The following is a 16664-nucleotide window of genomic DNA, read 5'->3' as shown; positions in this document are numbered from 1 at the left end:
CCCATGTCCGGCCACGGTGAACCCATCGGGATGATCGCGCGCAAAGGCGCGCCCTTGCGCGGCACCGCCGAGGTGCCGGGCGACAAGTCGATTTCGCATCGCGCGCTGATCCTTGGCGCGCTTTCGGTCGGACGGACCGAGGTGACGGGCCTGCTCGAAGGGCAGGACGTTCTGGACACGGCCAAGGCGATGCGGGCCTTCGGTGCGACCGTAGAACGGCTCGGCCCCGGTCACTGGGTGATCGATGGCGTGGGGGTGGGCGGTTTCGCCGAACCCTCGGACATCATCGACTGCGGCAATTCCGGCACCGGGGTGCGGCTCATCATGGGGGCGATGGCGACCTCGCCGATCAGCGCGACCTTCACCGGCGACGCATCCCTGCGCAAGCGGCCGATGGGGCGGGTGACCGATCCGCTGGCGCTCTTCGGTACGCGGGCCGTGGGGCGGCAGGGCGGACGGCTGCCGATGACCATCGTTGGCGCGGCGGAACCCGTGCCGGTGCGCTACACGGTGCCGATGCCCTCGGCGCAGGTGAAATCGGCGGTGCTTCTGGCCGGGCTGAACGCGCCGGGCCAGACGGTGGTGATCGAGCGCGAGGCGACCCGCGACCATACCGAACGGATGCTGCGCGGCTTCGGCGCCGATCTGACCATCGAGGAAACGCCCAAGGGCCGGGTCATCACCCTGCAAGGCCAGCCCGAGCTGACCGGCCAGCGTGTCGCCGTGCCGCGCGATCCCAGCTCCGCCGCCTTCCCGGTCTGCGCGGCGCTGATCGTGCCGGGGTCCGACATCCTCGTGCCCGGCGTCAGCCAGAACCCGACGCGCAACGGCCTGTTCGCCACGCTGGTCGAGATGGGCGCCGAGATCGCCTTTGAAAACCCGCGCGAAGAGGGGGGTGAGCCGGTGGCCGACCTGCGCGTGCACCATTCCGCGCTGACGGGCATTGCGGTGCCGCCGGAACGCGCGGCCTCGATGATCGACGAATACCCGGTGCTGGCGGTGGTCGCCGCCTTTGCCACCGGCACCACGGTGATGCGCGGGGTGAAGGAACTGCGGGTCAAGGAATCCGACCGGATCGACGCGATGGCGCGCGGGCTCGAAGCCTGCGGCGTGCGGGTCGAGGAGGATCGGGACACGCTGATCGTCCACGGGCTGGGGCCGGAGGGTGTGCCGGGCGGCGCGACCTGCGCGACGCATATCGACCACCGCATCGCGATGAGCTTCCTCGTCCTCGGTCTTGCCGCGCAACGGCCGGTGGCGGTGGATGACGGCTCGCCCATCGCCACCTCCTTCCCGGTGTTCGAGGATCTGATGCGCGGCCTCGGCGCCGATATCCTGCGGACCGGGGAATGATCTTCACCGTTGCCATCGACGGGCCTGCCGCCGCGGGCAAGGGCACGATCAGCCGCGCCGTGGCGGAGCGGTTCGGCCTCGCGCATCTGGATACCGGGCTGCTCTATCGGGCGGTCGGCGCGCGGGTGGATGAGGGTATGGATCCCGTCGCGGCGGCCCGGACCCTGACGGCCGGGGATCTGTCGCGGGGCGGTCTGCGCACGCTCGCGGCCGGTCAGGCGGCCTCGAAGGTCGCGGCGATCCCCGAGGTGCGCCTTGCGCTGGTCGATTTCCAGCGCCGCTTCGCCCGACGCGAAGGCGGCGCGGTTCTGGACGGGCGCGACATCGGCACGGTCATCTGCCCCGAGGCGGAGGTGAAGCTGTTCGTCACCGCCGCGCCCGAGGTCCGCGCGCATCGCCGCTGGCTGGAGGTCGGCGGTGACGCCGCGAAGGTTCTGGCCGAGGTCCGCGAGCGCGACGCGCGCGACATGAACCGCACCGACGCGCCGCTGCGCCCGGCCCATGATGCGGTCATGATCGACACCTCCACCCTGTCGATCGACGAGGCGGTCGAGCGCGCCTGTGCCGCCGTTGCCCACCGTCTGACCTGACCCGTCAGGGCGCCTCCGCCCCGGCCAGTGCCTGTGCGAGCCGGGTGAAGCTGGTCGCCGCATTCACCGGCTCCGGCTCTCCCAGAAAGGCGTCGAGCGCGGGCCAGACCCGGATCGCCGCGTCGATCGCCGGGTCCGAGCCGGCGGCATAAAGCCCCGCCTGAATCATCATCTCGGCCCGGTCATAGGCGCCCAGAAGCCGGCGCGCCTGTGCGATCAGGGCGTTTTCCGCCGCGCTCGCCGCATCCGGCAGCGACCGCGACACCGAGCGCAGCAGATCGACCGCCGGGAACCGCCCGCGTTCGGCGATGGCGCGGTCAAGGACGACGTGACCGTCGAGCGTGCCGCGCAGGATGTCGGCCACCGGCTCCTCCATGTCCGACCCGGCGACGAGGACGGAGAAGATCGCGGTGATGTCGCCAGATCCCTCCACCCCCGGCCCGGCGCGTTCCGCAAGCGACATGATCTGGTGCGAGACGGAGGGGGGAAAGCCGCGCAGGCTTGGCGCCTCGCCCCCGGCAAGGGCGACCTCGCGGTGCGCCTCGGCGAAGCGGGTGACGCTGTCGGCGAGGAACAGCACCTGTTTCCCCTGATCGCGGAAGAACTCGGCCACCGTCATCGCGGCCCATGCGCAGCGGCGCCGGATCAGCGGCGACTGGTCCGAGGTGGCGGCGACGATGACCGAACGGGCCATCCCCTCGGGTCCAAGGACCTTTTCGATGAATTCACGCAGCTCGCGCCCGCGTTCGCCGATCAGCGCCAGCACCACCACATCGGCGGAAACCCCGCGGGCGAACTGCGCCAGCAGTGTCGACTTCCCCACACCCGATCCGGCGAACAGACCGATCCGCTGGCCGCGCACCAGCGGCAGCATCGTGTTGAAGGCGCACAGGCCGGTTTCCAGCCGCGGCCCGAGCCGGCGCCGGTGCGCGGCGGGCGGCGGATCCGCGCGCAGATCGCGCCGGGCCGGCCCGCGCGCCAGCGGCCGTCCGTCCAGCGGCTGGCCGAACGGGTCGATGACCCGGCCGATCCATGAGGTGTCGGGGGCGATGCCCTTCGCCTCCAGAAGCTCGACCCGGTCGCCGATCGCCAGCCCCTCGGGCGCGCGATCCGCAAGGATCTGCACCTCGCTGCCAAGGCCGATGACCTCGCCGCCGATCCGTTCCCCCCGGCAGCGCAGCGCCACCCGGTCGCCAAGGCGCGCGCGCCTGCGCAGGCCCGAGGCGAGGATCGTGCCGCCGCTCACCTCGGTCACAAGGCCGAACGGGGTGATGATCTGCATGTCCGCGATTTCGGCGCGGAGCCGGTCGAGTTCGGGAAAAGCCATTCCAGGTTCCTTCTGTACCCGAAAGGTTTTCTAAATGATTCGCTCTTAATCCAAGGTTGATCGCTCGGAGGAGAAGCCCCGGATGTTTGAGAATTTGGAAATCTTGCGGACGGCTCAGGCGATGGCGACCCATGCCACGCAGCGCCAGAACCTGATCGCGCATAATGTCGCGAATGCGAACACGCCGGATTTCAGGGCGAAGGATCTGACGGATTTCGCCGAAACCTATCGGCAGGCCTCGGGCGAGGGGATGCGGGCGACGCGGGCAGGGCATATCGGCGCGGGGGATGCCGTGCTGCGGGCCGGAAGCGTCGAGGATACGGCCGAGCCCGCGCCCAACGGCAACAATGTCTCGCTGGAGAACGAGCTGGTGAAATCCGTCGACGTCAAGCGCGAGCATGACCTCGCGCTGACGATCTACAGGACATCGCTCGGCATTCTGCGCTCCAGCATCGGGAAGGGCTGACCATGAACGATTTCACCAGTGCCCTGTCGCTGTCCGCCTCGGGGATGCAGGCGCAGGCGCAGCGGCTGCGCCATGTCGCGGAAAACGTCGCCAATGCCGATACGCCCGGCTATCGGCGCAAGCTCGTGTCGTTCGAGGAGGTGGCGCAGGGCTTCGGCCCCGAGACGGATACCCCGGGCGCGGTCCAGACCAGCGATGTGACGCTGGACGAACGCGCCCTGCCGCGGATCTACGATCCGGGGCATCCGATGGCGGATCAGACCGGCTATCTGGATGGCTCGAACGTCGATCTGGTGGTCGAGATCGCCGATGCCCGCGAGGCGCAGCGGAGTTACGAGGCCAACCTGCGGATGTTCGATCAGGCTCGCCAGATGTCGTCCGCCGTGCTCGATCTGCTGCGCCGCTGATACCTTTCGCTGCTCAAGAGGACCAGAATGGAAATATCAACGTCTTCGCTTGCCTCGCTGGGGTATTCGCAGGCCCGGACCGCCGTTTCACCCTCGGCCGAGGGCGGATCCGCCACGATCTCGGGTTTCGTGCAGGATTTCACCGATACGCTCCGCAACGGCGAGGAAACGGCGAAATCCGCCATGCTCGGCGGGGTCGAGCCGCATGCGCTGGTGCAGGCGCTGGCCCAGACCGAACTGGCGGTCGAGACGGCCGTGGCGATCCGCGACAAGGTCGTCGAGGCCTATCAGGAAATCCTGCGGATGCCGGTGTGATCCATGCGGGACGTGATCATATACGACGCCATGCGGCAGGCGCTGTGGGCGGCGGTGATCATCTCCGCCCCGATCCTCACCGTGGCCTTGGTCACCGGGGTGGCGATCGGTCTGTTCCAGGCGCTCACCTCGATTCAGGAAATGACCCTGACCTTCGTGCCGAAGGTGCTCGCCATCGTGGCGGTGTTCTGGGTCTCGATGTCCTTCATGACCGATACGCTGGTCAATTTCTTCGATACCGGGGTCATTCCCCGCATTCTGGGGCAATGACATGAACAATGCCGTCTATGCCACGCTGTCGCGCCAGTCGGGCCTGTTGCGGGAAATGCAGACGATCGCCAACAACATGGCGAATGTCAGCACCACCGGGTTCCGGCGCGAGGGGGTCGTCTTTTCCGAATATGTCGCCGCGCTTGACGAGGCGCCTTCGCTGGCGATGGCCTATGGCAACGGCCGCAACATCGACATGCGGCAGGGCGGGCTCGTCTCCACCGGCGGGGCCTTCGATCTGGCGATCGAGGGGGAGGGGTTCTTCATGGTCGAAACGCCGCAGGGAAACCAGCTGACCCGCGCCGGCAGTTTCATCCCTTCCGCCGAAGGGCAGTTGCTGACGCCCGACGGACACCCGGTTCTGGATGCGGGCGGCGGGCCGGTCTTCGTCCCCGCCGGTCAGGGGTATATCGCCGTCGCGCAGGACGGCACCGTTTCGGTCGCCGGGGCGCCGGTGGCGCAGATCGGGCTTTTCCTGCCGCCCGAGGGCGCCATTCCCGAACATGTCGCGGGCAGCCGCTTCCGGGTCGAGGGCGATCCCGTGCCGGTGGAACAGCCGGTGATCCTTCAGGGGCGGCTCGAAGAGTCCAATGTCGATCCGGTGCTCGAAATCTCGCGCATGATCGAGGTCCAGCGCTCCTACGAAATGGGGCAGAGCTTCCTGCAACGCGAGGACGACCGCATCCGCGGCGTCATCGACACTCTCAGCCGATAGGAGGAGTTCATGCGTTCCCTTCAGATTGCCGCAACGGGCATGAGCGCACAGCAGATGCGGGTGGAGGTGATCTCCAACAACCTCGCGAACATGTCGACGACCGGCTACAACGCCCGGCGCGCCGAATTCGCGGACCTGTTCTATCAGCAGCAGACCCGGCCCGGGACGATCGCGGCCAGCGACGGGACGATGGTGCCGGCGGGGGTGCAGCTTGGTCTGGGCGTGCGGCCGACGGCGGTCAGCGTGCAGCCCGCGCAGGGCTCGCTGGCCAGCACCGGCGGCGATCTGGACCTGGCGATCGACGGCCTCGGCTATATCGAGGTCACGATGCCGTCGGGCGTTTCCGGCTATACCCGCGACGGCGGGCTGAAACGCTCGGCCGAGGGGCAGATCGTGACCTCGGACGGCTTTCCCGTCGTGCCCGAGATCACCATTCCCGAAGACGCCAAGACCCTCGCGATCAATGCGAGCGGCGAGGTCTATGCCTATTTCATCGATCAGGTGCAGCCGCAGCTTCTGGGGCAGATCACGCTGGCCGGTTTCACCAATGAAAAGGGGCTGGAGGCGATCGGCTCGAACCTGTTTCTGGAAACCGAGGCGTCGGGTCCGCCGCAGGTCAGTGTGCCGGGCGAAGACGGGCTGGGCACGCTCCGGCAGGGGTATCTCGAAGAAAGCTCGGTCGATCCGGTGCGCGAAATCACCGAGTTGATCAAGGCGCAGCGTGGCTATGAGATGAACGCCAAGGTCATCACGGCCTCGGATGAAATGCTGTCCGCCACGGTGCAGGTGCGCTGATGAAGGTCGGGGTTCTGCTCGCGCTCGGATGTCTGGCGGTTGCCGTGCCAGCGGCGGGGTGGGCCGAAACGCTCGTCGCCGCGCGCGTGATCAAGGCGCGGGCGATCCTGACGGCCGAGGATCTGAAGCTTGTCCCGGAGGATATTCCGGGCGGAGTATCGGACCCCGGCGCCGTCATCGGCCGCGAAATCCGCGTCGCGGTCTATGCGGGCCAGCCGATCCGGCCGGAAGATGTCGCTCCGCCCACGGTGATCGAACGCAACCAGCGCGTGACGGTGGCCTATCGGAAAGGCGGGCTGTCGATACTGGCCGAAGGCCGCGCGCTCGGGCGTGGCGGGATCGGCGACACGATCCGGGTCATGAACAGCGGCTCGAAAATGACCGTCGATGCGACCATCGGCGATGACGGGGTCGCCTATGTACATTCTGAATGAGGCCGTGATGCAGACCATCTTCCGATCCGTTACCCTTGTGCTTCTGGTGACGGCCGCGCTTGGCGGTTGCCAGAGGCTGGGGCAAGTCGGCAAGACGCCGGCATTCACCCCCGTCGAGGCCAGCAACGAATTCTTTGCCCTCAACACCACGCCCATGCCCGAGGAAACCGCGCGGGTTTCGGCGACACGGCAGGCCTCGCTCTGGTCGGGTTCGCGGGGATCGCTGCTTGGCGACCGTCGCGCGGCGACCCGCGGCGATATCCTGACCGTCGTCATCGAGATCAATGACAAGGCCGAGATCTCGAACACCACCGATCGCAGCCGGGCCGGAAGCGACACGATGGGGATTCCGCAGATGTTCGGCATTCCGCAGCGGGTGGACAACAAGCTGCCCGACGGCGCCTCGATGGCGAATGCCTATTCGACCAACTCGAAATCTTCCTACGAAGGCAGCGGTTCGGTCGCGCGCAAGGAAAAGCTGACATTGCGTGTCGCGGCCACGGTCCTGGACCGGCTCCCGAACGGTGCCATGCGGATTCAGGGCAGCCAGGAGGTCCGGGTGAATTTCGAGGTGCGCGAACTGGTGGTGACGGGGTTCGTCCGGCCGGAGGATGTGACCCGGCAGAACGAGGTGACCTACGACAAGATCGCCGGCGCGCGCATCGCCTATGGCGGACGCGGGCAGATCACGGATGTGCAGCAACCGCGGATCGGCCAGCAGGTTTCCGATATTCTCCTCCCGTTCTGAAGGTGGCCGATGCGCAAGATCCTCCCCGTCATCATGGTTGTCCTTGGCATCGCGGTCGGCGGCGCGGCGGGCTGGTTCCTGCGGCCGGCGCCCGCGCCGGTGGAGGAGGCCTGCACTGAAGACTGTCCGCCGGTGGCGGCGGAGGATGCCGATGTCGCGGTGCCTTCCGATGGCCACTCCGACACCGCGCCAAGCGAATTCGTCAAACTGAACAACCAGTTCATCGTGCCGGACATTCGCGATGGGGCGGTGTCGGCGCTCGTCGTGCTGTCGCTCAGCGTCGAGGTCGGGGCAGGGCAGACGGAACAGGTCTATACGCTGGAACCGAAACTGCGCGACATGCTGTTGCAGGTGCTGTTCGATCACGCGAATGCCGGCGGGTTCCGCGGCGATTTCACCTCGGCCGGGCGCATGGAGGAATTGCGACGTGCCCTGCTCGAAGCCTCGCGGTCGGTGCTGGGCAAGGATGTGCGCAGCGTGCTGATTTCCGACATCGTGCGTCAGGACATGGCATGAAAAACCCGGAACCGCTGGACGGCGCGGGGCGGGATCATCCGCCCCGGATGGCCCGGGGCGGGGGAAAGGTCCCCCGCGCCCTGTCGTCAGGCCTTCCAGTCCGGCGCGATCGAAGCCGCGATGGAATGGTCCAGCGCCTCGAAGGCGTTCAGGCCGATTGTGTCATACAGCTCCGTCCGGGTCTGCATCTCGGGGATCATCGCCGTCGTGGCGCCGTCGCGGGCGATGGTGGCGTAAAGCTTTTCCTGCGCCTTGTTGGCGACGCGCAGCGAGGAGACCGGCCAGATCACCATATCGTAACCCAGATCCTCGAACTCCTGCGCGGTCAGCGCCGGCGTGCGGCCGAATTCCGTCATGTTCGCCAGAAGCTTCACCCCCGGCAGCGCGGCCCGCACCTCGCGGAACATCTCGACCGAGGTCAGCGCCTCGGGGAAGATCGCATCCGCGCCGGCCTCGATATAGAGCTTCGCCCGCGCGATCGCGCCTTCGAGCCCCTCGGAGGCCGCGGCATCGGTGCGCGCGATGATCACCAGATCGCGTTTCGCCCGCGCCGCCGCCGCGACCTTGGCTGCCATGTCGCTGGCCGAGGCCAGCTTCTTGTCGTTCAGATGGCCGCATTTCTTCGGCAGCAACTGGTCCTCCAGATGCACCGCGCCAGCGCCCGCATCCTCGAAGGTGCGCACCATGTGCATGACGTTCAGCGCCTCGCCATAGCCGGTGTCGCCATCGACCAGCAGCGGCAGGCCCGAGGCCCGCGCGATCTGCCGTACGAAGAAGGCGACCTCGTCCACCGTGATGATGCCAAGGTCCGGCAGCCCCATCGAGGCGGTCATCGCCGCGCCCGACAGATACAGGCCATCGAACCCCGCGGCCTTCGCCTGCAAAGCCGCCTGGCCGTTATGCGCGCCCGGCAGGCGCAGGATGCCGGGCCGGGCGAGCAGGTCGCGAAAGCGTTTCCCGGCGGGTTCGCGGGGAAGATCGGAACCGATCAGATAGGGCATGGTTTCACTCCGTTTGCGCGGGGAGGAAGCCGCCGCGCTCTTCGATGGGTTGAAAGCGGCGGTTGTCGGGGCCGATGTAATGGGCCGAGGGCCGGATGATCTTGTTGTCCTGCCGCTGTTCGACCACATGCGCCCCCCAGCCCGCCGTCCGCGCGATCACGAAGATCGGCGTGAACATCGCCGTCGGCACGCCCAGCAGGTGGTAGGAGACCGCCGAATACCAGTCGAGGTTGGGGAACATCTTCTTTTCCCGGTCCATGACGGTTTCGATCCGCTCGGCGATGTCGAACATCCGGGTGGATTGCGCCTCTTCGGCCAGATGCCGGGCGACGCGCTTGATGACCACGTTGCGCGGGTCGGACACGGTGTAGACCGGATGGCCGAAGCCGATGATGACCTCCTTGTTGCCGATCCGGGCGAGGATGTCCTCTTCGGCCTCGTCGGGGGTGGCGTAGCGTTTCTGGATCTCGAAGGCGACCTCGTTGGCGCCGCCGTGCTTCGGCCCGCGCAGCGCGCCGATGGCGCCCGCGATGCAGGAATAGACGTCCGACCCGGTGCCCGCGATGGTCCGCGCGGTGAAGGTCGAGGCGTTGAATTCATGCTCGGCATAGAGGATCAGCGTCGTGTGCATCGCCCGCACCTGTTCGGGTGTGGGTGCGGTGCCGTGCAGCAGGTGCAGGAAATGCCCGGCGATGCTGTCGTCGTCGGTCTCCACCTCGATCCGGCGGCCGTTCTGCGCGTAATGATACCAATAGAGCAGCATCGACCCCTGCACGGCGATCAGCCGGTCGGCGATGTCGCGCGCGCCGGGGATGTTGTGATCGGCGGCCTCGGGCAGGGTGCAGCCCATCGCCGAGACGCCCGAGCGCAGCACATCCATCGGATGCGCCGCCGCCGGGATCGATTCCAGCACCTGGCGCACCGCCAGCGGCAGGCCGCGCAGCGTCCGCAGCTTGACCTTGTAGGCCGCCAGCTCCGCCGAGGAGGGCAGGGTGCCGTGGATCAGCAGATGGGCGACCTCCTCATATTCGCAGGCCTCGGCGATATCGAGGATGTCATAACCGCGGTAATGCAGGTCGTTGCCGCTCTGCCCGACCGAGCAGAGCGCCGTGTTCCCCGCGACCACGCCCGAAAGCGCCACGGATTTCTTCGGTTTGGAAACGGTGCCACTCATCACTTCCTCCAGTCAAAGATGCCATGGGGGCGCGGCGCGCCGAGCTTGTCGGCATCGACCACGAAGTTCAGCGCCGACAGATCGGCAAGGTCCGGCAGGCTTTCCGCCGCCGCCAGGAACCGCTGTTGTTCCGCGGGCGCGATGACGCCTTCGGACAGGGTGAGGAATTTGCGCTTGTAGTTTTCGCGCTTGAACGGGCGGGCGCCATCGGGATGGGCATCGGCCAGCGCCAGTTCCTCGGTGATGACCCGGCCGTTCTTCAGCGTCACCACGACGCGGCCGCCGAAGGCCTTTTCCTTCGGATCATGCGCATGGTAGCGGCGCGTCCATTCCGGGTCCTCGACGGTCGAGACCTTGTGCCACAAGGCCACGGTTTCGGGCCGCGCGGCGCGTTCGGGCGCATAGGATTTCGCGTGATGCCAGCCGCCATCCTCCAGCGCCACGGCGAAGATATACATGATCGAATGGTCGAGCGTCTCGCGCGAGGCCTTGGGGTCCATCTTCTGCGGGTCGTTCGCGCCGGTGCCGATCACGTAGTGGGTGTGGTGCGAGGTGTGGATGACGATGCTTTCGACCTGGCTCAGATCGCCGATCAGCGGCCCCATCTTGCGGGCAAGGTCGATCAGCGCCTGGGATTGGTATTCGGCCGAATGTTCCTTGGTATAGGTGTCGAGGATGGCGCGCTTCGCCTCGCCCTTTTCCGGAAGGGGCACGAAATAGCGCGCCTCGGGGCCGGAGAGCAGCCAGGCGATGAAGCCGTCCTCGCCTTCCCATGCCGGGCTCGGCGCGCCTTCGCCGCGCATCACGCGGTCCACCGCCTCGACCGCCATCTTGCCGGCGAAGGAGGGGGCATAGGCCTTCCAGCTCGAAATCTCGCCCTTGCGGGACTGGCGGGTGGTGGTGGTGGTGTGCAGCGCCTGCTGGACCGCCTGATAGATGATGTCGGTGGGCAGTTTCAGCGCCGTGCCGATCCCCGCCGCCGCCGAGGGGCCGAGATGCGCGATATGGTCGATCTTGTGTTCATGCAGGCAGATGCCCTTCACCAGATCGACCTGAATTTCATAGCCGGTGGCGATCCCGCGGACCAGATCGGTCCCGCTCAGCCCGCAATGTTGTGCGACGGCAAGGACCGGCGGGATGTTGTCGCCGGGGTGGGAATATTCGGCGGCAAGGAAGGTGTCGTGGAAGTCCAGCTCCCGCACCGCCGTGCCGTTCGCCCAGGCCGCCCATTCGGGCGAAACGCGCCCGGTCACGCCGAACACCGTCGCCCCCGGCTGATAGGGATGGCAAAGCGCCTGCGCCCGGGCCGAGGCCACCGGCCTGCGCGCGACCGAGGCCGCCGCCACCGCCGCATTGTCGATGATCCGGTTGATGATCATCTCGGTCACTTCGGGCAGCACCTCGACCGGGTCCGCCGCGACTTCGGCGATCTTCCAGGCAAGCTGATCCTCGCGCGGCAGATGTTCGGCCGATCGGTAGGTCCGCACTTCATGGGTTTTCATGGTCTCTTCCCTTCGATTGAAATATCGGGCGCGGGGTCGCGGCATCGTCGCCGCGGCTGCGGTCCGTGATTGCGATTTCTGTTCCGGGCCGGTCCCCCTCCGGCCCGGAACGTCGCCGGCGCGGCGCGGCGGAACATGTCGCAGCCGGCCGGCGGATCCCTGGCATGGTTCTTCACAAAATTGGCAAGATCAGTTATTCACTGGATTGGCTTTCGTTAAACCACTGAAATTGCGTAGCGGTGCGAAGGCTGATCTTGTGAATTGCGAAGGTTGCGAAGATGGCCAAGACCTATATGGGCGTGCGGCTGCGCCGCCTGCGCGAGGAACGGGGCCTGACTCAGGCGGCGCTGGCGCAGGCGCTTGGCATTTCTCCCAGCTATCTCAACCAGATCGAGCAGAACCAGCGGCCGCTGACCGTGCCGGTGCTGCTGAAGCTGAACGGCGCCTTCGGGCTGGACGTGCAGCTTTTTTCGGATGACGGCGAGGCGCGGCTGATCACCGACCTGCGGGTGGCGCTGGCGGATCAGGGGGCGGATGCCTCGATGGCCGAGGTGCGCGAACTCGCGGCGAACATGCCCGGCGTGGCGCGGGTGATCATCGACATGCAGCGCCGCCTGCGCGAGACCTCGGAACGCGCCGATCTGCTGGCGGGCCGGCTGACCGCGCCGCCGGTCAGCTCGCCCGAGGCGTTCGAGGCGGTGCGCGACTGGTTCTATGTCCGGCGCAACTATATCCCCGAACTCGACGAGGCGGCCGAGGGGATCGGCTCCGCCCTGCCGCCCGGACGGATGCTGACCGGGCTGATCGACCGGCTGGCGGGGCGGCACGGCATCCGCATCGCCCAGTCCCGCGATGGCGACGCGCTGCGCCATTACGATCCGGCCGAGCGTATCCTGCGGCTGGCGGGGCATCTCAATCCGGGGCAGCAGGCGTTCCAGATCGCCACACAGCTCGCCTTTCTGGAACAGGAGGGCACGGTCACGCGGCTGGCCGGGGATCCGGGCCTGACCGCCGAGGCACAGGCCCTGCTGCGCATCGGTCTGGCCAACTACTTCGCGGGGGCGCTGATCCTGCCCTATCACCGGTTCCTCGATGCGGCGGAGGAACTGCGCTACGACATCGACCTGCTGGCGCGGGCCTTCGGCGTCGGGTTCGAGACGACCTGCCATCGCCTGTCCACCCTGCAACGGCCCGAGGCGCGCGGCGTGCCCTTCTTCTTCATCCGGGTGGACCGGGCGGGGAATATCTCGAAACGGCAGTCGGCGACGGATTTCCACTTTTCGCGGATGGGCGGGTCCTGCCCGTTGTGGAACGTCTACGAGGCCTTCGCCCGCCCAGGGGAAATACTGCGGCAGGTGACGCAGATGCCCGACGGGCGCAGCTATCTGTGGATCGCGCGGATGGTGCGGCAGGTGCAGGGGGGCTTCGGCGCCGCGGCCAAGACCTTCGCCATCGCTCTGGGCTGCGATCTCGCCAATGCGGAAAAGCTGGTCTATGCGCGCGGGCTCGACCTGCGCAACCCCGAGGTGGCGACGAAGATCGGCCCCGGCTGCAAGGTCTGCGAACGCAGCGGCTGTCCGCAGCGGGCCTTTCCGATGGTCGGCCGCCCGCTTGCCGTGGCCGAGGCGGAGGCGCGCTTCGCCCCTTATTCGAGCGGGCCGGGCCCCGCTTGATCGCCGGGCCCGATGTCAGGCCCGGCAACCGTTTTTCAGCGCATCTTGACGCCCAGCTTCTCGCTCATCTTTTCCAGCGAAACGCCCTTGGTTTCGGGGAAATAGGCCAGAACGACGACGAACTGCACCGCCATCATCACCGCGAAGAAGTAGAACGGGATGCTTTCCGACACCGCCGCGATGGTGGGGAAGATCAGCGCGATCACCGCGTTGAAGCCCCAGTGGCTGGACGCGCCGACGGCGCCGCCGCGGCCGCGCACCGGGGTCGGGAAGACCTCGCTGATATAGACCCAGATCACCGCGCCCGAGCCGGGGGCGAAGAAGGCGATGAACACGATCAGCGCGACCAGCAGCATGGAGCCGGGGAGCACCCCGCTCATCGCCAGACCGGCGACGACCAGCGAAACCGTCATCCCCGCCGAGCCGATCAGCAGCAGCGTCCGCCGCCCGATCCTGTCGATCAGCATCAGCCCGACGCAGGTGAAGATCATGTTGACGATGCCGATGATGATCGCCTGCGTGTCGGGCGACAGCGCACCGCCCGCCGCCGCGAAGATGTCGTTGAGGTAGTAGAGCAGCGCGTTGATGCCGCTGAACTGGTTGAACGCGGCGACGAGGATCGCCAGCATGATCGGCTTGCGGTGGCGCGTCCAGGACAGCTTTTCGGTGTCCGAATCCTTGTCGAGCGTGCCGCGCACTTCGCGGATCTCGGCTTCCGCCTGCGCCTGCGGCAGGCCGATGAAGTTCAGCGCCTGACGGGCCTCGTCATCGCGGCCCTTGGCGATCAGCCAGCGCGGGCTGTTCGGGATGCGCATCAGCAGCCACATGAAGACGAGCGAGGGCAGCGTCGCGATGCCGAACTTCCAGCGCCATTCCGCCGAGGGGGCCATGTCGAACCCGCTGATGATGGCGTTCGACACATAGGCCAGCAGGATCCCCAGAATGACGCAGAACTGGAAGCTGGCGACCAGACGGCCGCGATGCTTCGCCGGGGCGACTTCCGAGATATAGACCGGCGCCAGTGCCGAGGAGCCGCCGACCGCCAGCCCGCCGATCACCCGGAAGAAGACGAGCGAGGCCCAGTCCCAGGCGATGGCCGAGCCAAGAGCCGACACGATATAAAGCACCGCCAGCGCGCGCAGGCAGTCGCGGCTGCCATAGCGGTCGCCCGGACGCCCGGCGAACAGCGCGCCCACCAGCGTGCCGAACAGCGCCGAGGACACCGTGACCCCAAGCCACAGCGGCGTCAGGTCGAATTCCGCGCGCAACAGCTCGGTCGTGCCCGAGATGACGGCGGTGTCGAAGCCAAAAAGAAGGCCGGCCAGCGCGATCGTGACCGTGCATGCCAGTAGCCCCGGGTGTGTCAGCATCGGCTGCACCTGGGCGGACTGGGAGGAGGTATTTGTCATTGAACTGTCCCTTCCTGGATCGGTCCCGCTTAACACGACATGCGGTTTGCTTGACACTTCACCGGATGTTAGCGCTATTTCACAAATGCGCGACCTGCGCAATATCCGGCCGGAGATTCATCTTACGTTAGGGAAACTATGGGTCGGCGCCACCGCCGGACCCCCGCCGACCGGAGGCGCCCGAGCCTCAAATCACTTTCCTTTCATTCTTCCATAAATATCCCGGGGGTGAATTTGCGCGCATGCGCAAAGAGGGGGCAGGGCCCCCTTGCTCCCCCTCCGTCATAGCTTCCCTCAGCGGTCGTCCGCCTCCTCCCGGTCCCTTGCCCCGTGATGGACAAGAATACCCGCCGCCGGCCTTTCGCCGCCGATGGGCGCGGGCCAGGGCAGGCCGCGCTTGTGTTCGCGCAGGACCGTCAGCGCCCCGGATGCGAGGATGAACACCATGCCGAACAGCATCGGCATGTCGGGGCGGGTGTTGAACAGGATGTCGTCCAGAATGATCGCCCAGAGCATCTGCCCGTATTGCGTCGCCCCCACCAGCGTCGCCGGCGCCATGAGCGAGGCGCGCGTGGTCAGCACATTCGCCAGCGCCGCAAGGATGCCGTAGCCCGCCAGAAACGCCCATTGCGCGCCGTGCGGCACCACGAAATCGCGCAGGCTCAGCGCGCCGCAGATCACGATCGCCCCGGCAAGCCCGGCGCCTACGAGCGAGACCTTCTTCTCCCTCTGGCCAAGCGCGCGGAACACGACGATCGAGGTCGCCCCGCCAAGTCCCGCGAAAATCGCGCCGATATGGCCGATCGACAGTTCGCGAAAGCCCGGCCGCAGCACGATCAGCACGCCGACGAAGCCCAGCAGGATGGCGATCCAGCGCTGCGGTCCGACCTTTTCCTTGAGAAAGAAGATCGACATCAGCGTGACGAAAGCGGGTTGCAGGAACATCAGCACCATCGCCTCGGCCATCGAAAGGTGGGTGAAGGCGGTGACGGATCCGATCACGCCGACGGGGTAGGAGATGAACCGAACCAGCCACAAGGGCCGGTTCACCGTGCGGAAGACATCGGTGATCCGGTCCCCGGGCGTCAGCAGGAACGGCAGGACGAGGCAGCCGAACAGCGCCCCGATGAAGGCCGACTGCATCGGCGGGATGGCCCCGGCGATCAGCTTCACGCTGGCATCGCTCAGCGAGAAGATCGCGAAAGAGGCGAAGCCGAGTGCGACGCCCCGGGTCGTCCGGTCCATGTGCAGTCTCCTTGATGCCGCGTTCCGGTGAGGTTTGCGGTTTCGCGCAGGGCGCGTCAACGGCGGAGCGGCGAAAAGCGGCCGATGCCGGGCATCGGACACCCCCCGTCACGGCCCCCTATCACCCCATCACGAATGCGTCAGGCAAAGACGGAAAGCCCCGGCCCGGACGTGAAGACCCGATGCAACGTCCCGAAGAGACGTTTGACGAAGGACAGATCATGAAAAGACAACGGTTCATCCTGCCGGCGACGCTGGCTTTGCTTGGCGCGCTGGCCGCGCCGATGGCGATGGCGCAGACGAACGGCACCTGTGATCCCGCCCGGCAGGGCGCCTGCGCGCAGACGCAAAAGACCACGGCGACGCAGAAAAGCACGGCCAACCAGAAGGCCACGGCGGCCCAGAAGGCTACGGCGGGCCAGAAGGCTACGGCGGGCCAGCAGACCACGGCCAGCCAGAAGGCCGCCACGACGCAAAAGGCCGCCGCGAAATCCGCCACGACCGCGCCGAAGGTTGGCGACAGCGCCAAGGGCGGTCAGACGTTCCAGCGGGCCGGCAACAGCCGCGTCGCCGCCCCGGACAGCGCCCATGAATACCGCGTCGTGAACAGCTCTCTCGTTCTGGTGAACCGCAAATCGCTGAAGATCGAGAAGGTTCTGGGGCCGGTGAGCCAGTTCACGCAGCAATAATGAGGCCGCCGGCCCTGCCGTCCGGGTGCGGATGG

General features: G+C 67.1%; 19 protein-coding genes. 13 read left to right on the top strand and 6 right to left on the bottom strand.

Annotation, left to right across the window (positions count from 1 at the left end):
- Positions 1-3: 3 nt before the first annotated feature.
- Both aroA and D2T30_RS03585 read left to right on the top strand, forming a co-directional pair.
- Positions 4-1353 (top strand): 3-phosphoshikimate 1-carboxyvinyltransferase, encoded by a 1350-nt coding sequence (gene aroA / locus D2T30_RS03590; protein WP_128207678.1) that lies wholly within the window; start codon positions 4-6, stop codon positions 1351-1353.
- Entirely contained in the window at positions 1350-1943 is a 594-nt protein-coding gene (locus D2T30_RS03585; RefSeq protein ID WP_128207677.1) for a (d)CMP kinase, read from the top strand. The genes aroA and D2T30_RS03585 overlap by 4 nt, the downstream gene beginning before the upstream one ends.
- A 4-nt stretch (positions 1944-1947) precedes the next feature.
- On the opposite strand, the gene D2T30_RS03580 is transcribed toward D2T30_RS03585, so the two are convergent.
- Positions 1948-3270 (bottom strand): FliI/YscN family ATPase, encoded by a 1323-nt coding sequence (locus D2T30_RS03580; protein WP_128207676.1) that lies wholly within the window; start codon positions 3268-3270, stop codon positions 1948-1950.
- A gap of 82 nt (positions 3271-3352) precedes the next feature.
- On the opposite strand from D2T30_RS03580, the gene D2T30_RS03575 reads away from it, so the two are divergent.
- Genes D2T30_RS03575 through D2T30_RS03535 form a run of 9 tightly spaced genes read left to right on the top strand, consistent with a single transcriptional unit; the run spans position 3353 to position 7936 of the window.
- Positions 3353-3736, top strand: coding sequence for a FlgB family protein (locus tag D2T30_RS03575; RefSeq protein ID WP_128207675.1), 384 nt, complete (start codon positions 3353-3355; stop codon positions 3734-3736).
- Between the two features lie 2 nt (positions 3737-3738).
- Entirely contained in the window at positions 3739-4143 is a 405-nt protein-coding gene (gene flgC / locus D2T30_RS03570; RefSeq protein WP_128182709.1) for a flagellar basal body rod protein FlgC, read from the top strand.
- A 27-nt stretch (positions 4144-4170) separates the two neighbouring features.
- Complete coding sequence (gene fliE, locus D2T30_RS03565; protein ID WP_128207674.1) at positions 4171-4458, top strand: flagellar hook-basal body complex protein FliE; 288 nt, start codon at positions 4171-4173, stop codon at positions 4456-4458.
- A 3-nt stretch (positions 4459-4461) separates the two neighbouring features.
- Positions 4462-4728: a flagellar biosynthetic protein FliQ gene (locus tag D2T30_RS03560; RefSeq protein WP_128207673.1), complete on the top strand. Its 267-nt coding sequence runs from the start codon at positions 4462-4464 to the stop codon at positions 4726-4728.
- Between the two features lies 1 nt (position 4729).
- A complete protein-coding gene (locus D2T30_RS03555; RefSeq protein WP_128207672.1) occupies positions 4730-5443 on the top strand; it encodes a flagellar hook-basal body complex protein in 714 nt (237 codons plus the stop codon).
- Positions 5444-5452: 9 nt separating this feature from the next.
- Positions 5453-6238 (top strand): flagellar basal-body rod protein FlgG, encoded by a 786-nt coding sequence (flgG, locus tag D2T30_RS03550; RefSeq protein ID WP_128182717.1) that lies wholly within the window; start codon positions 5453-5455, stop codon positions 6236-6238.
- Entirely contained in the window at positions 6238-6672 is a 435-nt protein-coding gene (flgA, locus tag D2T30_RS03545) for a flagellar basal body P-ring formation chaperone FlgA (RefSeq protein WP_128182719.1), read from the top strand. The genes flgG and flgA overlap by 1 nt, the downstream gene beginning before the upstream one ends.
- Positions 6673-6679: 7 nt before the next feature.
- Positions 6680-7420, top strand: a complete 741-nt coding sequence (gene flgH, locus D2T30_RS03540) for a flagellar basal body L-ring protein FlgH (protein ID WP_128207671.1) — start codon at positions 6680-6682, stop codon at positions 7418-7420.
- A gap of 9 nt (positions 7421-7429) precedes the next feature.
- Entirely contained in the window at positions 7430-7936 is a 507-nt protein-coding gene (locus D2T30_RS03535) for a flagellar basal body-associated FliL family protein (protein ID WP_128207670.1), read from the top strand.
- An 86-nt stretch (positions 7937-8022) separates the two neighbouring features.
- Here the strand turns inward: D2T30_RS03535 and prpB are convergent, their stop codons facing one another.
- Genes prpB through prpD form a run of 3 tightly spaced genes read right to left on the bottom strand, consistent with a single transcriptional unit; the run spans position 8023 to position 11613 of the window.
- A complete protein-coding gene (gene prpB / locus D2T30_RS03530; protein WP_128207669.1) occupies positions 8023-8937 on the bottom strand; it encodes a methylisocitrate lyase in 915 nt (304 codons plus the stop codon).
- Between the two features lie 4 nt (positions 8938-8941).
- On the bottom strand, positions 8942-10111 hold the full coding sequence (gene prpC, locus D2T30_RS03525; protein WP_128207668.1) for a bifunctional 2-methylcitrate synthase/citrate synthase: 1170 nt from the start codon (positions 10109-10111) through the stop codon (positions 8942-8944).
- The gene (gene prpD, locus D2T30_RS03520) at positions 10111-11613 is read right to left on the bottom strand and encodes a 2-methylcitrate dehydratase PrpD (protein WP_128207667.1); all 1503 of its coding nucleotides are present in this window, start codon (positions 11611-11613) and stop codon (positions 10111-10113) included. The genes prpC and prpD overlap by 1 nt, the downstream gene beginning before the upstream one ends.
- A 278-nt stretch (positions 11614-11891) precedes the next feature.
- Here prpD and D2T30_RS03515 point away from each other — a divergent pair, with 278 nt between their 5' ends.
- Positions 11892-13286, top strand: coding sequence for a short-chain fatty acyl-CoA regulator family protein (locus D2T30_RS03515; RefSeq protein ID WP_128207666.1), 1395 nt, complete (start codon positions 11892-11894; stop codon positions 13284-13286).
- 35 nt (positions 13287-13321) lie between these two features.
- On the opposite strand, the gene D2T30_RS03510 is transcribed toward D2T30_RS03515, so the two are convergent.
- Positions 13322-14695 (bottom strand): sugar porter family MFS transporter, encoded by a 1374-nt coding sequence (locus D2T30_RS03510; RefSeq protein WP_128182733.1) that lies wholly within the window; start codon positions 14693-14695, stop codon positions 13322-13324.
- A gap of 294 nt (positions 14696-14989) precedes the next feature.
- The gene (locus D2T30_RS03505) at positions 14990-15940 is read right to left on the bottom strand and encodes a DMT family transporter (RefSeq protein ID WP_128207665.1); all 951 of its coding nucleotides are present in this window, start codon (positions 15938-15940) and stop codon (positions 14990-14992) included.
- Positions 15941-16161: 221 nt separating this feature from the next.
- Here D2T30_RS03505 and D2T30_RS03500 point away from each other — a divergent pair, with 221 nt between their 5' ends.
- Positions 16162-16629, top strand: coding sequence for a hypothetical protein (locus D2T30_RS03500; RefSeq protein ID WP_128207664.1), 468 nt, complete (start codon positions 16162-16164; stop codon positions 16627-16629).
- Positions 16630-16664 lie beyond the last annotated feature (35 nt).

This window comes from Paenirhodobacter populi (genome assembly GCF_004022215.1).
GTDB classification, from domain to species: Bacteria; Pseudomonadota; Alphaproteobacteria; order Rhodobacterales; family Rhodobacteraceae; genus Rhodobacter; species Rhodobacter populi.
The sequence above is the reverse complement of the archived record's forward strand: the minus strand, read 5'-3'. Positions and strand labels throughout refer to the sequence as shown.

What these genes read in the sequence shown, in the direction of transcription:
- D2T30_RS03515 (WP_128207666.1), top strand. Translation starts at nt 11,892, where the DNA reads ATGGCCAAGACCTATATGGGCGTGCGGCTGCGCCGCCTGCGCGAGGAA.
- D2T30_RS03580 (WP_128207676.1), bottom strand. Translation starts at nt 3,270, where the DNA reads ATGGCTTTTCCCGAACTCGACCGGCTCCGCGCCGAAATCGCGGACATG.
- D2T30_RS03575 (WP_128207675.1), top strand. Translation starts at nt 3,353, where the DNA reads ATGTTTGAGAATTTGGAAATCTTGCGGACGGCTCAGGCGATGGCGACC.
- D2T30_RS03535 (WP_128207670.1), top strand. Translation starts at nt 7,430, where the DNA reads ATGCGCAAGATCCTCCCCGTCATCATGGTTGTCCTTGGCATCGCGGTC.
- prpB (WP_128207669.1), bottom strand. Translation starts at nt 8,937, where the DNA reads ATGCCCTATCTGATCGGTTCCGATCTTCCCCGCGAACCCGCCGGGAAA.
- flgG (WP_128182717.1), top strand. Translation starts at nt 5,453, where the DNA reads ATGCGTTCCCTTCAGATTGCCGCAACGGGCATGAGCGCACAGCAGATG.
- prpC (WP_128207668.1), bottom strand. Translation starts at nt 10,111, where the DNA reads ATGAGTGGCACCGTTTCCAAACCGAAGAAATCCGTGGCGCTTTCGGGC.
- prpD (WP_128207667.1), bottom strand. Translation starts at nt 11,613, where the DNA reads ATGAAAACCCATGAAGTGCGGACCTACCGATCGGCCGAACATCTGCCG.
- aroA (WP_128207678.1), top strand. Translation starts at nt 4, where the DNA reads ATGTCCGGCCACGGTGAACCCATCGGGATGATCGCGCGCAAAGGCGCG.
- D2T30_RS03505 (WP_128207665.1), bottom strand. Translation starts at nt 15,940, where the DNA reads ATGGACCGGACGACCCGGGGCGTCGCACTCGGCTTCGCCTCTTTCGCG.
- D2T30_RS03585 (WP_128207677.1), top strand. Translation starts at nt 1,350, where the DNA reads ATGATCTTCACCGTTGCCATCGACGGGCCTGCCGCCGCGGGCAAGGGC.
- D2T30_RS03500 (WP_128207664.1), top strand. Translation starts at nt 16,162, where the DNA reads ATGAAAAGACAACGGTTCATCCTGCCGGCGACGCTGGCTTTGCTTGGC.
- fliE (WP_128207674.1), top strand. Translation starts at nt 4,171, where the DNA reads ATGGAAATATCAACGTCTTCGCTTGCCTCGCTGGGGTATTCGCAGGCC.
- flgA (WP_128182719.1), top strand. Translation starts at nt 6,238, where the DNA reads ATGAAGGTCGGGGTTCTGCTCGCGCTCGGATGTCTGGCGGTTGCCGTG.
- D2T30_RS03510 (WP_128182733.1), bottom strand. Translation starts at nt 14,695, where the DNA reads ATGACAAATACCTCCTCCCAGTCCGCCCAGGTGCAGCCGATGCTGACA.
- D2T30_RS03560 (WP_128207673.1), top strand. Translation starts at nt 4,462, where the DNA reads ATGCGGGACGTGATCATATACGACGCCATGCGGCAGGCGCTGTGGGCG.
- flgC (WP_128182709.1), top strand. Translation starts at nt 3,739, where the DNA reads ATGAACGATTTCACCAGTGCCCTGTCGCTGTCCGCCTCGGGGATGCAG.
- D2T30_RS03555 (WP_128207672.1), top strand. Translation starts at nt 4,730, where the DNA reads ATGAACAATGCCGTCTATGCCACGCTGTCGCGCCAGTCGGGCCTGTTG.
- flgH (WP_128207671.1), top strand. Translation starts at nt 6,680, where the DNA reads ATGCAGACCATCTTCCGATCCGTTACCCTTGTGCTTCTGGTGACGGCC.